At 67.1% G+C, this 13029-nt stretch carries 11 protein-coding genes and 2 pseudogenes; 10 read left to right on the top strand and 3 right to left on the bottom strand.

The genetic code is table 11. The features are described from left to right. Positions 1–249, top strand: a pseudogene (locus tag ACMUOO_RS14370) (heme NO-binding protein); the annotation flags it as partial. Beyond that, positions 246–1295: a diguanylate cyclase domain-containing protein gene (locus ACMUOO_RS14365; RefSeq protein WP_301919544.1), complete on the top strand. Its 1050-nt coding sequence runs from the start codon at positions 246–248 to the stop codon at positions 1293–1295. The pseudogene ACMUOO_RS14370 and the gene ACMUOO_RS14365, both read left to right, overlap by 4 nt. Before the next feature lie 10 nt (positions 1296–1305). Here ACMUOO_RS14365 and ACMUOO_RS14360 read toward each other — a convergent pair whose 3' ends face one another. Continuing rightward, complete coding sequence (locus tag ACMUOO_RS14360) at positions 1306–2565, bottom strand: AGE family epimerase/isomerase (protein WP_301919543.1); 1260 nt, start codon at positions 2563–2565, stop codon at positions 1306–1308. A gap of 187 nt (positions 2566–2752) precedes the next feature. Here ACMUOO_RS14360 and ACMUOO_RS14355 point away from each other — a divergent pair, with 187 nt between their 5' ends. From ACMUOO_RS14355 to ACMUOO_RS14320, 8 genes are read left to right on the top strand one after another with little or no spacing between them, the layout of a single operon-like run. Further along, positions 2753–3208: a DUF2946 family protein gene (locus tag ACMUOO_RS14355; RefSeq protein WP_301919542.1), complete on the top strand. Its 456-nt coding sequence runs from the start codon at positions 2753–2755 to the stop codon at positions 3206–3208. Beyond that, positions 3205–5400 carry a NosR/NirI family protein gene (locus ACMUOO_RS14350; protein ID WP_301919541.1) on the top strand — a complete coding sequence of 732 codons (2196 nt, stop codon included), beginning with the start codon at positions 3205–3207 and terminating at the stop codon, positions 5398–5400. The genes ACMUOO_RS14355 and ACMUOO_RS14350 overlap by 4 nt, the downstream gene beginning before the upstream one ends. An 11-nt stretch (positions 5401–5411) precedes the next feature. Beyond that, on the top strand, positions 5412–7349 hold the full coding sequence (nosZ, locus tag ACMUOO_RS14345) for a TAT-dependent nitrous-oxide reductase (protein ID WP_301919540.1): 1938 nt from the start codon (positions 5412–5414) through the stop codon (positions 7347–7349). Positions 7350–7353: 4 nt separating this feature from the next. After that, complete coding sequence (locus ACMUOO_RS14340) at positions 7354–8685, top strand: nitrous oxide reductase family maturation protein NosD (RefSeq protein WP_301919539.1); 1332 nt, start codon at positions 7354–7356, stop codon at positions 8683–8685. Further along, a complete protein-coding gene (locus ACMUOO_RS14335) occupies positions 8651–9547 on the top strand; it encodes an ABC transporter ATP-binding protein (RefSeq protein ID WP_301919538.1) in 897 nt (298 codons plus the stop codon). The genes ACMUOO_RS14340 and ACMUOO_RS14335 overlap by 35 nt, the downstream gene beginning before the upstream one ends. Continuing rightward, positions 9544–10365, top strand: a complete 822-nt coding sequence (locus ACMUOO_RS14330; RefSeq protein ID WP_301919537.1) for an ABC transporter permease — start codon at positions 9544–9546, stop codon at positions 10363–10365. The genes ACMUOO_RS14335 and ACMUOO_RS14330 overlap by 4 nt, the downstream gene beginning before the upstream one ends. After that, positions 10362–10919: a nitrous oxide reductase accessory protein NosL gene (locus ACMUOO_RS14325; RefSeq protein WP_301919536.1), complete on the top strand. Its 558-nt coding sequence runs from the start codon at positions 10362–10364 to the stop codon at positions 10917–10919. The genes ACMUOO_RS14330 and ACMUOO_RS14325 overlap by 4 nt, the downstream gene beginning before the upstream one ends. Position 10920: 1 nt before the next feature. Then, positions 10921–11826, top strand: a complete 906-nt coding sequence (locus ACMUOO_RS14320) for an FAD:protein FMN transferase (RefSeq protein WP_301919535.1) — start codon at positions 10921–10923, stop codon at positions 11824–11826. Positions 11827–11976: 150 nt separating this feature from the next. Here ACMUOO_RS14320 and ACMUOO_RS14315 read toward each other — a convergent pair. Beyond that, positions 11977–12451, bottom strand: a pseudogene (locus ACMUOO_RS14315) (transposase); the annotation flags it as partial. 180 nt (positions 12452–12631) lie between these two features. Then, positions 12632–13029 (bottom strand): IS66-like element accessory protein TnpA (gene tnpA / locus ACMUOO_RS14310; RefSeq protein ID WP_413855627.1); only part of this gene is annotated, 398 nt, incomplete at its 5' end.

The following is a 13029-nucleotide window of genomic DNA, read 5'->3' as shown; positions in this document are numbered from 1 at the left end:
CACCTTCCCGAACTTGCGCTCGAAGGGATCGGACCCTCGCGCTACCGGCTATGCTGTGCCGGCACTCAACCGGGGTTCGGCGCCGTCTTCGCCGGCATCCTGCGTGCCATGGCGGACGACTACGGCGCGCTCGCGCTCATCGAGCCGGGAGAGGTTTCCGGCGAGGTCGAAACCGTGGGGATCGAACTTCTCGATAGCTTCTTCGCCGCCGGGCGCGACTTCGATCTCGCCCTGCCGGAGACGCGATGATGGACAGGGTCCGGCCGCATGACCCGGTTGTACTCGCCGCCGCGGATCTCGGCCGGCTGATGCCCATGTTCCTCTGGATCGCGCCAGACGGACGGATCAGGGCGGCGGGTCCGACACTTGCCAAGGTCTGCGGCCCCGAGCCGATCGAGGGGGCGCGATTTCTCGACCGGTTCGAACTGACCCGGCCCCGTTCCGCCGCAACGGTGGAGGAGGTGCGCCGGCTCGCGGGCCAGAGGCTGCAGCTGCGGCTGCGCCATGGCGCGCGCACCCCGTTTCGCGGCCATCTCGTGGGTCTCGGGGATGATCGAGGAATCCTGGTCAACCTCTCCTTCGGTATCGCCGTCGCCGAGGCGGTGCGCGATCATCGGCTTACCAGTGCGGATTTCGCGCCGACCGATCTTACCGTCGAACTTCTCTATCTGACCGAGGCCAAGGCGGCTGTCACGGACGAGCTTGCCGCGCTCAACTGCCGCCTCCGCGCGGCCCGCAGCGCCGCCGAGACGCAGGCCATGACTGACGCATTGACCGGGCTGGCGAATCGCCGCGCGCTCGACGCGGCACTCGCCCGGGCAATCGAGGCGGCCGCCTGCGGTCGGCGCGGCTTCGCGCTGCTTCACCTCGACCTCGATCTCTTCAAGCAGGTCAACGACACTTTCGGCCATGCGGCGGGCGATTTCGTGCTGGTTCGCGTGGCCGAGGTGCTGCGCACGGAGACACGCAAGCACGACACCGTCGCGCGCGTCGGGGGCGACGAGTTCGTATTGATCCTGCCCGGCCAGGTGGACGCAGGGCGGATCGACGCCGTGGCCCGGCGGATCATCGCGGGGCTCGAGGCACCGATGGACTGTGCCGGCCGGCCCTGCCACATTTCCGGCTCTATCGGCGCCACGATTTCCTCCCACTATGCAGTCCCGGACGCCGACGCGATGCTGAGCGACGCCGACGCGGCGCTCTATGCCTCCAAGCGCCTCGGACGGGGCCGCTGCACGCTCTTCATCTCCGGCATGCACCTGCCGGAGGACAAGCGCGAGCCGAGGCGCGGCTGAGGGCGCGGGCTCAGCGTGCCGCTTCCGCGACCGAATCGAGCAGAGGCAGCGCCATCGCCATCCGCGACAGCCCCGGCGCGAGCGGGAAGAGTGCGGCCTGCACCGAATGGTAGAGGTCCGGCTTGCCGCGGAACAGGGTTTCGGCGGGGCGCCCCTCGTTGTCGATTTCCGGATGCCAGCCGCCGCGCTCGGCGTCGATGAAATGCGCTTCGGCGAAGCGCCAGAGCCGGCGGTACCAGACCTCGTCGGCCGGGTTCCGTTGGAGCTTGATCAGGGCCGCAACCGCGCCGAGCGCTTCCGTCACCGGCCACCAGTAGCGCGCCCGGACTGCCGGCCGTCCGTCGTGCCCGAGCGTGTACACGATGCCGCCGCGCTCGGTGTCCCAGCCGTCGGCAAGGGCGCGTTCGACCAGGCGCCGCGCGACATCCGGCGCCCCGTCTGCGGGCCGACCGCGCAGGTCCCAGTACTGCAACAAGAGACGAGCGAATTCGAAGGAATGGCCCGGCGTGGTGCCGGCCGGGCGGAACATCGGGTCGCCGCGGTAGTCGCGGTCGATCAGCCAGTCGGCAGTGTAATGCTCCGGCACGCGCCAGCCCTCGGCCGGGGCGATGCGGTTCAGGAAGAAGTCGAGGATCCTGCCGGCGCGCTCAAGCCATCGCGGATGCCCGGTCGCCTCGAAGGCGGCGAGCAGCGCCTCCACCGCGTGCATGTTCGCGTTCATGCCGCGGTAGCCGGACAACGATGTCCAGTCGCGCGTCCATTCGTCGGCGAAAAGTCCGGGCCTGTCTTCCCAAAAATGTCTGTCGAGTATAGTCTCGACATCAACGATCAGCCGTTCGGCATCGGGATGACTCGCCAATCTTGCGCCCGCTGCGGCAAGGAGGACGAAGACATGGCCGTAGGCGAGCTTGCGGCCGTCATGCACCCGGTTGCCGTCGAATGCCCAGACATATCCGCCGTGCTCTCTGTCGCGGTGGCGCCGCCAGAGACAGGAGATTCCCCGGTCGATGATGTCCTCCGATCCGCGAACGCCGGCGAGTTTTCCGAGGGCGTAGGAGTGGACGAGCCGGGTCGTCGTGTGCAGTTCCTCGATACTCCCCCCGCGGGGGCTGCCATCGCGATCAAGCAGGTGGAATCCGCCGGATTCGCGCGGGCTGGCGCGGAAGAACGCGAACTGGCGCAGCGCCTCCCGGGCAAGGAACGCGCGGTGCAAGGGGTCGTCGAGCCAGGAGCCGAAAGGCTCGCCAGAGGATAGGGTTGTGGAGGTCATCGGACACCTCGGGACATTCCGGTGCGACCGGAGCGCCGCGGTCCTTCGGCTGTCGCCGCGGCGCGCTGGGATTGATGCACGCTCGGCGGTCGGCAGGCAATCCATGACGCGTCCATCCGGACGAAATGGTGTCACAGGATTGATTTCGATCAAGGATCGGTGGGGCGTTATACGTCATGGGGGCGGCATGAAGCGTGCGATCCGGTCCCTCCTGGTCCTTCTGAACCTGCTGGCGCTGTGCCTTTACGGCGCCGTCACGCCGGCTATGGCCGGGATGGCCACGGGTGTGTCGGAGATCGTGATCTGCGGCGAGAACGGGCCGGAAACGATTCGAATGACCCCCGAGGGGACTCCGGCCAAATCACCCCATGATTGCGGCAAGTGCCTTGCCTGCCTTGCCTGTTCGTCCGGCGATCCGGCCCGGCCGGCCGTCGTTCCGCAGCCGGCCGCGGATTACGCGAGCTTCGAACCCGACTGGACGACGCAACTCGTCGTCATCCGATTCATGCCACGCCCACAGACGCGGGGACCCCCGCCTCGAGCGGCGGAATGGACCTTCCTTGCGGCCGCTGCGGCCGGCATGACGAGGGGGCCATCCGTCCTTGCGCAAGACCGTCGGGCGAACAACGAGGTTGCCCGATGAAGTTCCTCCCCGCCGTTCTCCTGTCGCTCGCGCTCGGCCTGTTTCTCGCCCTGCCGCTTCGCGCGGAAACGGTGCTCTCCAAATACCTTTCGGAGGTTCCCGCCGATGCCCTCGTGCCAGGGGCGGACGGCTATGGTCCCGTGCGCGCGGATCAGCCCGTCGCGCCCGTCCTGAAGGGAGAGGAGACGGTCGGCTGGGCCTTCGTGACTTCCGATTTCGTCTCGACCACGGGATACTCCGGCAAGCCGATCCATACGATGGTCGCGGTCGATGCCGACGCGAAAGTCATCGGCGTGAAGCTCGTGAAGCATTCCGAGCCCATCGTCCTTATCGGCATTCCCGATTCGAAGATGCAGGCACTTGCCGCCGGTTACGCCGGGCTCGACCTCGTGGCAGAAGCCAAGTCCGGCGGCACGGCGCATGACCTCGATATCATCTCGGGCGCGACCGTCACGGTCATGGTGATCGACGACTCCGTCGTCCGGGCGGGACTGAAGGTCGCCCGGGCCCTCGGCCTTGGCGGGCTCTCACCCGACGCGGCGAGCCATGAGCCGCAGTTCGAGCTCAACCCCGACGCCAAGGCAGCCAACGACTGGATGACGCTCGAAGGCGACGGTACGCTGCGACGGCTTTCGCTTGACGTCGGCCAGGTCAACGCGGCCTTCGCCGCACTCGGTGACCCGCGGTCCGATGCCCGCGCCCTCACCGAGCCGGCAGATACCACCTTCATCGAGATGCAGGCGGCGCTCGTCTCCCACCCGGCAATCGCCCGGGCGCTTCTCGGGGAGGCGGAGGCCAAGAATGTCGCCGCCTGGCTTGCGCCCGGGGACCATGCCATCGCCGTGGCCGGGCGCGGTCTCTACAGCTTCAAGGGCTCGGGCTATGTGCGGGGCGGTATCTTCGACCGCATCGTGCTGATTCAGGACGACGTGTCGGTGCGGTTCCGCGACCGGATGCACAAGCGCATCGTTTCACTCGCCGCAGAGGGGGCGCCAGCCTTCACCGAGGCCGACCTTTTCAAGATTCCGGCGGACACCGGTTTCGACCCCGCCAAGCCCTTCCGCATCCAGCTTCTCGTCCATCGCGAGGTGGGGCCGATCGAAAAGCTCTTCACCACCTTTGACCTTGGCTACCAGCTGCCGGAGAAATACCTGCGCGCAGTCGCCCGGGCTCCGGTCGAGGCGACGGAGGCGGACACTGCTGTCGCCGATGTCGCATCGCGGGACGAGGCTGCGGCGCATCAGGCGCTCTGGAAGCGCATCTGGCTGGACAAGAAGTCCTCCATCGTGGTGACCGCGGCGATGCTGGCGGTGCTGACACTGGTGTTCTTCTTCCAGACCTTCGCCACGCGGAACGCCCGCGCGTTCTTCTGGTTCCGGATGACCTTCCTGACCGTGACGCTCGTCTTTCTCGGCTGGTATGCGAATGCGCAGCTTTCGGTCGTGAACCTGATGGCGCTCTTCGGCGCACTCATCTCTGGCTTCTCATGGCAGGCCTTCCTTCTTGATCCTCTGACCTTCATCCTCTGGTTTGCGGTGGCGGCCGCGATGCTCTTCTGGGGGCGGGGGGCCTACTGCGGCTGGCTCTGCCCGTTCGGGGCCTTGCAGGAGATCACCAACCGCATCGCCCGTGCTCTGCATGTGCCGCAATGGACGCTGCCCTGGGGCCTGCACGAGCGTCTCTGGCCGATCAAGTACATCCTGTTCCTAGGGCTCTTCGGCATCTCGCTCATGTCCATCGAACAGGCCGAGCATCTGGCCGAGGTGGAGCCCTTCAAAACCGCGATCGTGCTGAAGTTCGTCCGCGCCTGGCCCTTCGTCGCCTATGCGCTGGCACTTCTGGCGGCCGGGCTTTTCGTGGAGCGGTTCTATTGCCGCTATCTCTGCCCGCTGGGTGCGGCGCTGGCGATCCCTGCGCGGCTGCGCATGTTCGACTGGCTGAAGCGCTACCGCGAATGCGGCCATCCCTGCCAGACCTGTGCCAACCAATGCCCCGTTCAGGCGATCCACCCCACGGGGGAGATCAACCCGAACGAATGCGTGGACTGCCTGCACTGCCAGGTTCTCTACCAGTCGAAGACCATCTGCCCGGTCGTCATCAAGAAGATGAAGCGCCGCGACGCCGTGGGCACGGCAGTGCCGCGCAACCTGACCGGCCATCCGAACTCGCCACAATCTCAACCCGCTGAATGAAAGGACAGATCATGTCTGAGGGAGTTTCCACCAAGATCACGCGCCGCGGCCTTCTCGGCGCCACCGCCGGAGGCGCGGCCCTTGCCGGCGTTGTCGGCGGGCGTGCGGCGCTGACCGGTGGCGCGATCGGCGCCGCCACCGTCGCGGGCACCACCGCGGCACGGGCCGCTGACGCGGTGACCGTCGCACCGGGGCAGCTCGACGAATACTACGGTTTCTGGTCGTCGGGCCAGACCGGCGAGCTGCGCATCCTCGGCATCCCCTCGATGCGCGAACTGATGCGGGTGCCGGTGTTCAACCGCTGCTCTGCCACCGGCTGGGGGATCACCAACGAGTCGAAGAAGATCCTCACCGAGGGCCTGACCGAAAAGACCAAGAAGTATCTGGCCGCCAATGGCCACGAATACCCGCAGAACGGTGACCTGCACCACGTCCACATGTCCTTCAACGAAGGCAAGTATGACGGCCGGTTCCTGTTCATGAACGACAAGGCGAATACCCGCGTCGCCCGGGTGCGCTGCGACGTGATGAAGTGCGACAAGATCATCGAGATCCCGAACGCCAAGGCGATCCACGGGCTGCGGCCGCAGAAATGGCCGCGCACCAACTATGTCTTCGCCAATGGCGAGGACGAGGCGCCGATGGTCAACGACGGCAAGGTGCTCGACGATCCGTCGCAATACGTGAACTTCTACACCGCCATCAACGCCGACGACATGACCATCGCCTGGCAGGTGATGGTGACCGGCAACCTCGACAACACCGATGCCGACTATGACGGCAAGTATGCCTTCTCGACCTCCTACAACTCGGAAATGGGCATGACGCTTGCGGACATGACGGCAGCGGACATGGACCATGTCGTCGTCTTCAACATCGCCGAGATCGAGAAGGGAATCGCCGACGGCGACTTCCAGGAGCTGAACGGGGTCAAGGTGATCGACGGGCGCAAGGGCCAGAACAAGAACTACACCCGTTACATCCCGATCCCGAACAACCCGCACGGCTGCAACATGGCGCCCGACAAGATCCACCTCTGCATCGGTGGCAAGCTGTCGCCGACCGTCTCGGTGATCGACGTGCGCAAGCTGGACGACGTCTTCTACAACGGCGCCGATCCCCGGTCGGCCGTGGTGGCGGAACCCGAGCTGGGCCTTGGCCCGCTGCATACCTGCTTTGACGGACAGGGCCGTGCCTATACCACGCTCTTTCTCGACAGCCAGGTGGTGGTCTGGGATATCGAGAAGGCCGTGCGCGCCTTTGCGGGCGAGGCGGTCGATCCCATCGTCACCAAGCAGGACGTGCACTACCAGCCTGGCCACAACTCTACTGCCGAAGGGGAAACCCTTGACGCTTCGGCGAAATTCTACATCACGATGAACAAGTTCTCGAAGGACCGCTTCCTGAACGTTGGCCCGCTGAAGCCCGAAAACGAACAGGTGTTCCTGATCGAGGGCGACAAGCTGACGCTGGTCCACGATGGCCCGACCTTTGCCGAGCCGCATGACTCGATCATTGTCCATGCGTCCAAGGTCAACCCGCTCAGCGTCTGGAACCGGCAGGACCAGATGTGGGCCGAGACGCGCAAGCAGGCCGAAGCCGACGGCGTGAACCTGGACGACTACCAGGACACGGTGATCCGCGACGGCAACAAGGTGCGGGTCTACATGTCCAGCCAGGCGCCGCAGTTCGCGCTGGAAAGCTTCACCGTGAAGCAAGGCGACGAAGTGACGGTTACCGTCACCAACCTTGACGACATCGACGACCTGACCCACGGCTTCACCATGGGCAACCATGGCGTCGCCATGGAAATCGGCCCGCAGGCGACCTCCTCGGTCACCTTCACTGCGGCGCAACCCGGCGTCTTCTGGTACTACTGCCAGTGGTTCTGCCATGCGCTTCACATGGAGATGCGCGGCCGGATGTTCGTCGAGCCGCGGGACGCCTGACGCCATGATACGGCTCCCGGCCCTGATCCTTGGCCTGCTCCTTGCGCTGTCCGTCCAGGCAGCGGAAGTGTCGGTCGTGCCCGGGCCGGGCGCTCTTGCAAACGCCATCGCCGGGGCCAACCCCGGCGATGTCCTCGTCCTCGCCCCGGGGGATTTCCCCGGCGCGGTGATGATCGACAAGCCCCTGACCCTGGCCGGTTCGACCGCTTCGGTGATCGACGCACAGGGTGGCGGCACGGTCGTCACCATAGCGGCCCCGGACGTTACCGTGCGTGGGCTGACCGTTACCGGATCCGGCATGGACGGCCAGTCGCTCGACGCCGGGATCAAGATCCTCAAGGGCGCCGACCGCGCCGTGGTGGAGGACAACCGCGTCATCGGGAACCTTCACGGCATCGACATCCACGGCGGTCGCGATGCGCGGGTCGCCGGCAATACGATCGAAGGCACCCAGAACCCGAAGATGAACGACCGCGGGAACGGCATCTATGTCTGGAACAGCCCCGGCGCCGTCGTCGAGGGAAACTCGGTCCGGTGGGGTCGCGACGGCATATTTGCCAATGCCTCACGCGACAACGTGTTCAGGAACAACACCTTTCGCGACCTGCGTTTCGCGGTGCACTACATGTACACCAACAATTCCGAGGTTGTGGGCAATGTCAGCATCGGCAATCACCTCGGCTTTGCCATCATGTTTTCCGATCGAGTCGTCGTGGAGGATAACCTGAGCCTCGGGGATCGCTCCAACGGCGTCATGCTAAACTATGCCAATAGCGGAGACGTGTCGGGGAACCTTGTCCGTGGCGGGCCGGCAAAGTGCCTCTTCATCTACAACGCGCACAAGAACCTCATCTTCGACAACCGTTTCGAGGGCTGCGAGATCGGCATCCACTTCACCGCTGGGTCCGAACGCAACGTGCTGACCGGAAATGCTTTCCTCGGCAACCGCGAGCAGGTGAAATACGTCGGCACCAAGCATGTCGAGTGGAGCTTCGAGGGGCGCGGCAACTACTGGTCCGACCATGTCTCCTACGATCTGAACGGCGACGGCATCGCCGATGGCGTGTTCCGTCCCAACGACCTGATGGACCACATCCTGTGGTCGCAGCCGGCGGCGCGCCTGCTTACGGGTTCGCCCGCCGTGCAGTTGATCCGCTGGTCGCAATCCTCCTTCCCCGCGATGCTGCCCGGGGGCGTGACGGATAGCCACCCGCTGATGCAACCCCTGACGATTTCCGTTCCCGACGCCGCCGCCGAGGCCGAAGCCGCCGTGGCGGGGCGCTGGGAGAAAGGCACGACCGATGACTTCGACCTTGACGATCTCGCGTCTCACTAAGCGGTTCGAGGATGTTGCCGCCCTCACGGACGTGAGCGTCTCCGTCGCCGCGGGCGAACGGGTGGCACTGCTCGGCCACAACGGCGCCGGCAAATCCACCATGATGAAGATCATCCTCGGTCTCATCCCGGCGAGCGAGGGGCGGGTAGAGGTCTGCGGCGCGGCGCCCGGCTCGCGCGAGGCTCGGCGGCAGGTGGCCTATCTGCCGGAGAACGCGGCGTTCCACCCCGCGCTGACGGGCGAGGAGCAGCTTCGCCTCTACCTCAGGCTCCGCGGCGAGAATCCGCGCCAGGCCCTTCCGCTCTTGGAGCGCGTGGGCCTCCATGCCGCCGCCAAACGCCGGATCGGCACCTATTCGAAGGGAATGCGACAGCGGGTGGGCCTCGCGCAGGCCCTCATCGGCCATCCGCGCCTGCTGGTGCTCGACGAACCGACGAGCGGCCTCGACCCGGTGTCGCGGCGCGATTTCTACGCACTGCTCGACGCGCTGGCGGCCGATGGCGCCTCGATCCTCCTCAGCAGCCACGCCCTGACCGAGGTCGAGGCACGGACCGACCGCATCCTGATCCTGTCGGAGGGGCGGAAGGTTGCGGAAGGCAGCCTCGCCGACCTCCGCCGCAGCGCCGATCTGCCGGTCGCTCTGAATGTCACGCCGCGCAACGGCTATGCCTCCGAGATCGCGGCCAGCCTTCCCGGCGCGATCGAGGTCGGCGGCCTTCTGCACCTGACCTGCTCTCAGTCCGAAAAGCTCGCAGTCTTCGGCCGCATTGCCGGACTCGGCACCAAGGTCGCCGATCTGGAGGTGCTGCCGCCAAGCCTTGAGGACATCTACAGCCATTTCAGCGGGAGGCACGGCCAATGACACGCATCCTCGCCACCGCCGACGGCGAATTCCGCATCGCGCTCAGGAACCGCTGGGTCGCCATCGCGCTCGTTCTGATGGCCGTGTTTTCGCTCGTTCTGTCGCTCGCGGGCTCGGCGCCCTCGGGGGGACTCGGGGCGGACCGGCTTTCGGTCACGGTCGCCTCGCTCACCTCGCTCGCGGTCTATCTGGTGCCGCTCCTCGCTCTCCTGATGAGTTTCGACGCCGTGGCGGGCGAGGTGGAGCGCGGGACGCTGCCGCTTCTTCTGACCTATCCGGTGTCGCGCGCCGAGGTCCTTCTGGGCAAGTGCCTCGCGCATGTCGCGATCCTCGCGCTGGCGGTCGCGTCGGGCTACGGGCTGGCGGCCGCCGTGACCTTCGCCTTCGACGACCGATCGGTTGCGGGACTGCCGGCGCTCTGGCGGCTCGGCTGGTCTTCGGTGGCTCTGGGCGCGACCTTCCTCGGCGCCGGCTATGCGGTCTCCGCGCTGGCGCGGCGGCCCTCGGGGGCGGCGGGCATGGCGGTCGGTCTCTGGCTCGGTCTCGTGGTGCTCTACGATCTCGCGCTTCTGGCGGCCGTCGTGGCCGACAATGGCGGCTGGTTCACCACCGAGGCCTTCCCGGTGGCACTTCTGGCCAACCCCGCCGATGCGTTCCGCCTGTTCAACCTCGCGGCCTCGGGGGCGAGCGGCGTGTCGGCCGGCGTGGGCGGGGCGGCTTCGGTCATCCCCGTCTGGCAGTCGGTCCTTCCCGTCCTGCTCTGGCCCGTGGCCGCAATGTCGCTCGCCGTTCTCGCCTTCCGGAGGGTCAGCCCATGAAACGCGCGCTCCTTTTCGCTCTTCTCCTGTCCGCCTGCCGAGAGGAGGCCGCGCAGGCTACGGACCCGGTCGCCCTGACGGCGGATGCGGTGGGGCATTTCTGCCAGATGAACCTTCTGGAGCACGAGGGCCCGAAGGCCCAGGTGCACCTGGAGGGGCTTCCCGGCACGCCGCTCTTCTTCAGCCAGGTGCGGGACGCCGTGACCTATGCCCGGCTTCCCGAACAGAGCCATCCGATCCTCGCGATCTGGGTCAACGACATGGGCGCTTCCGGGGCCACCTGGGCCGAGCCGGGGGCCGATAACTGGATCGACGCGAAGACCGCGCATTTCGTCGTCGGATCGAGACTTGCGGGTGGGATGGGCGCGCCGGAATTCGTGCCCTTCGCGCGGATGGAGGACGCGACCGCGTTCGCGCTCCGGAACGGCGGCTCGATCATGGGCCTCGATGCCATCCCCGACGCCGCCGTGATCGCGCCCGAGGCGGAAGCGATCGCCGATGATACCGATTTTACGCGCCGGCTGAAGGCGCTTTCCGAACGTGCCGGAGGATGAGATGTTGAACCGCCGCCGCTTTCTGTCCATTGCCGCCGCAGTCTCGCTGGTGCCGGGAGCGGCACGGGCCGTCCCGGTCCATGTCGAGACCGGGATCGCGCTCGGCGCGCGCGTCACCTTGCGCCTTGCGCACCCCGACGCGCCGATCCTGGCGGGTGCTGCGATGGAAGAGGTTCGCCGCCTCGAGCGTATCTTCAGCCTTTATCTGCCCGACTCTGATCTCGTCCGGCTGAACTCCGAAGGCGCACTCGACGGGCCTCCCTTCGAGCTTCTCGAATGCCTGACAGTCGCGGGCGCGGTCCACGTCGCGAGCGGAGGGCGCTTCGATCCGACGGTGCAGACGCTCTGGCGGGCCGAGGCCACCGCGCGCGAGCGGGGGGCGCCGCTGACCGAGGAAGAGCGCCGGGCGGCACTGGCGCGCACCGGCTGGGGCCGCGTCCGCCTCTCGCCCGACAGGATCTCGCTGGAGCCGGGTTCGACGCTCACGCTCAACGGCATCGCGCAAGGCTACATTGCCGACCGCGTGGCCGCGTTCCTCGCCGCCCGCGGCCTGACCGAGGCCCTGATCGACACCGGCGAGATGGCCGCGCTTGAAGGTCCCGCGCAGGGGGGCTGGCCGGTTCGCTTGCCGGATGGCAGCGAGGTCGGCCTGCGCCGCCGTGCGCTTGCGACATCTGCGCCGCTCGGCATGACCTTCGGCGGCGACGGGCGGACGAGCCACATCCTCGACCCGCTCAGCGGCCGGCCGGCCCGTCCGCTCTGGCAGGCGGTCAGCGTGACGGCCCCGACGGCCGCGGTGGCCGACGCCCTTTCGACGGCGGCCTGCCTTCTGGCGACGCGGCAGGAGGTGGAACGTCTTTGCGACAGCTTCCCCGGCGCCGGGCTGGCGGCCGCCGTCGCGGCGTGACCGGCCGTCAGGGCCTCGACAGCCTGAATGCGAGTGAAGGTGGCAGCCGGTCCTGCCAATTCGATCCGTACCAGCCGAAAGATCGTTCGCGCCCTCGCGCGCACCATCTCAGTGGCGCGTGTGGCTGCGCGTCGCGACGTGCAGGCTCCGGAAGGCGTTCACCCGCTCGTCGATCTCGGCGCAGAGGCGGCTGACCTGGCTCTTGGACATGCCGCCCGCGCCCATGGCCTTGACCAGATCGTCGACCGAGCGCGTCGAGACACCCTGGACGTAGGCTTCCTGGATCACCGCCACCAGGGCCTTCTCGGCCGTCCGGCGCGGCTCCAGGAAACTGGGGAAATAGCTGCCCTTCCGGAGCTTCGGGATCTCCAGCGCGATCCGCCCGGCACGGGTATCCCAATCCCGGTCGCGGTATCCGTTGCGCTGGACATCCCGCATCGGCGTGCGCGCGCGCTTGGTCGCGCCCGTCCGCACCTCGACCTCGGCCTCCATGATCCGCTCGGCCGCGAAGGCCAGCATCTCGCGCACGAGGTCGCCATCGGCGTTCGGGGCGGCGCTCGGACCGACGGCGCGACCGCCCCTCACTCTCAACCAGTTCGATCAGCGCCATTCTCTCTTCGGTCATCGTCGTCTCCGTTGTTGTCGGTTCCAGGTCCTGCAACCCGAACCTTCTCCGAAGATCGGCGATGACCGCCAGCGTCACCCACGGCCGCGCGGCTCGCGCTACGCCAAGGGCTCCGCGGGCGGCCTCCTACTACACCATGCGCTGGGATACTGCCGACCCGAGTGTTGGCTGGAACCGGGATCACACCGAAAGCCCCCGGATAAGCCGCGCCAGCGCCTCGGGATCATAGCCGCCGCTGATCCGCATCCGGTGACCCCCGGCCAGGTCGATCTCGATCTGGTTCTCGGCGGCAGGTGCTGCCGGGGCAGACCTCGTCTCCGCGACAATCTCCACGGGCAGAAAGCGCGCCTCCTCTGACGCGGGCAGAGCCGAGGCAGGGTCCGGCGCAAACCGGGGATCGCGCAGCCACTTGAAGATCAGTTTGGCGTTCACCGCGTAGCGATGCGCCACCTGCGCCACCGAAACGCCAGGCGCAGCCGTCTGGAAACAGATCGACCGCTTCTCCTCGTCCGTCCAGAGCCGCTTCGTCCGACGCGCCACGCCATCACCACAGTGTCCACTATCGATGGTGGACACTA

Origin of the sequence: Albidovulum sp. (assembly GCF_041919395.1) — a bacterium.
In the GTDB taxonomy this organism is placed as follows: Bacteria; Pseudomonadota; Alphaproteobacteria; order Rhodobacterales; family Rhodobacteraceae; genus Albidovulum.
The sequence above is the reverse complement of the archived record's forward strand: the minus strand, read 5'-3'. Positions and strand labels throughout refer to the sequence as shown.

Coding starts and splice junctions, on each gene's coding strand:
- ACMUOO_RS14365 (WP_301919544.1), top strand. CDS start 246: ATGATGGACAGGGTCCGGCCGCATGACCCGGTTGTACTCGCCGCCGCG.
- ACMUOO_RS14360 (WP_301919543.1), bottom strand. CDS start 2,565: ATGACCTCCACAACCCTATCCTCTGGCGAGCCTTTCGGCTCCTGGCTC.
- ACMUOO_RS14355 (WP_301919542.1), top strand. CDS start 2,753: ATGAAGCGTGCGATCCGGTCCCTCCTGGTCCTTCTGAACCTGCTGGCG.
- ACMUOO_RS14350 (WP_301919541.1), top strand. CDS start 3,205: ATGAAGTTCCTCCCCGCCGTTCTCCTGTCGCTCGCGCTCGGCCTGTTT.
- nosZ (WP_301919540.1), top strand. CDS start 5,412: ATGTCTGAGGGAGTTTCCACCAAGATCACGCGCCGCGGCCTTCTCGGC.
- ACMUOO_RS14340 (WP_301919539.1), top strand. CDS start 7,354: ATGATACGGCTCCCGGCCCTGATCCTTGGCCTGCTCCTTGCGCTGTCC.
- ACMUOO_RS14335 (WP_301919538.1), top strand. CDS start 8,651: ATGACTTCGACCTTGACGATCTCGCGTCTCACTAAGCGGTTCGAGGAT.
- ACMUOO_RS14330 (WP_301919537.1), top strand. CDS start 9,544: ATGACACGCATCCTCGCCACCGCCGACGGCGAATTCCGCATCGCGCTC.
- ACMUOO_RS14325 (WP_301919536.1), top strand. CDS start 10,362: ATGAAACGCGCGCTCCTTTTCGCTCTTCTCCTGTCCGCCTGCCGAGAG.
- ACMUOO_RS14320 (WP_301919535.1), top strand. CDS start 10,921: ATGTTGAACCGCCGCCGCTTTCTGTCCATTGCCGCCGCAGTCTCGCTG.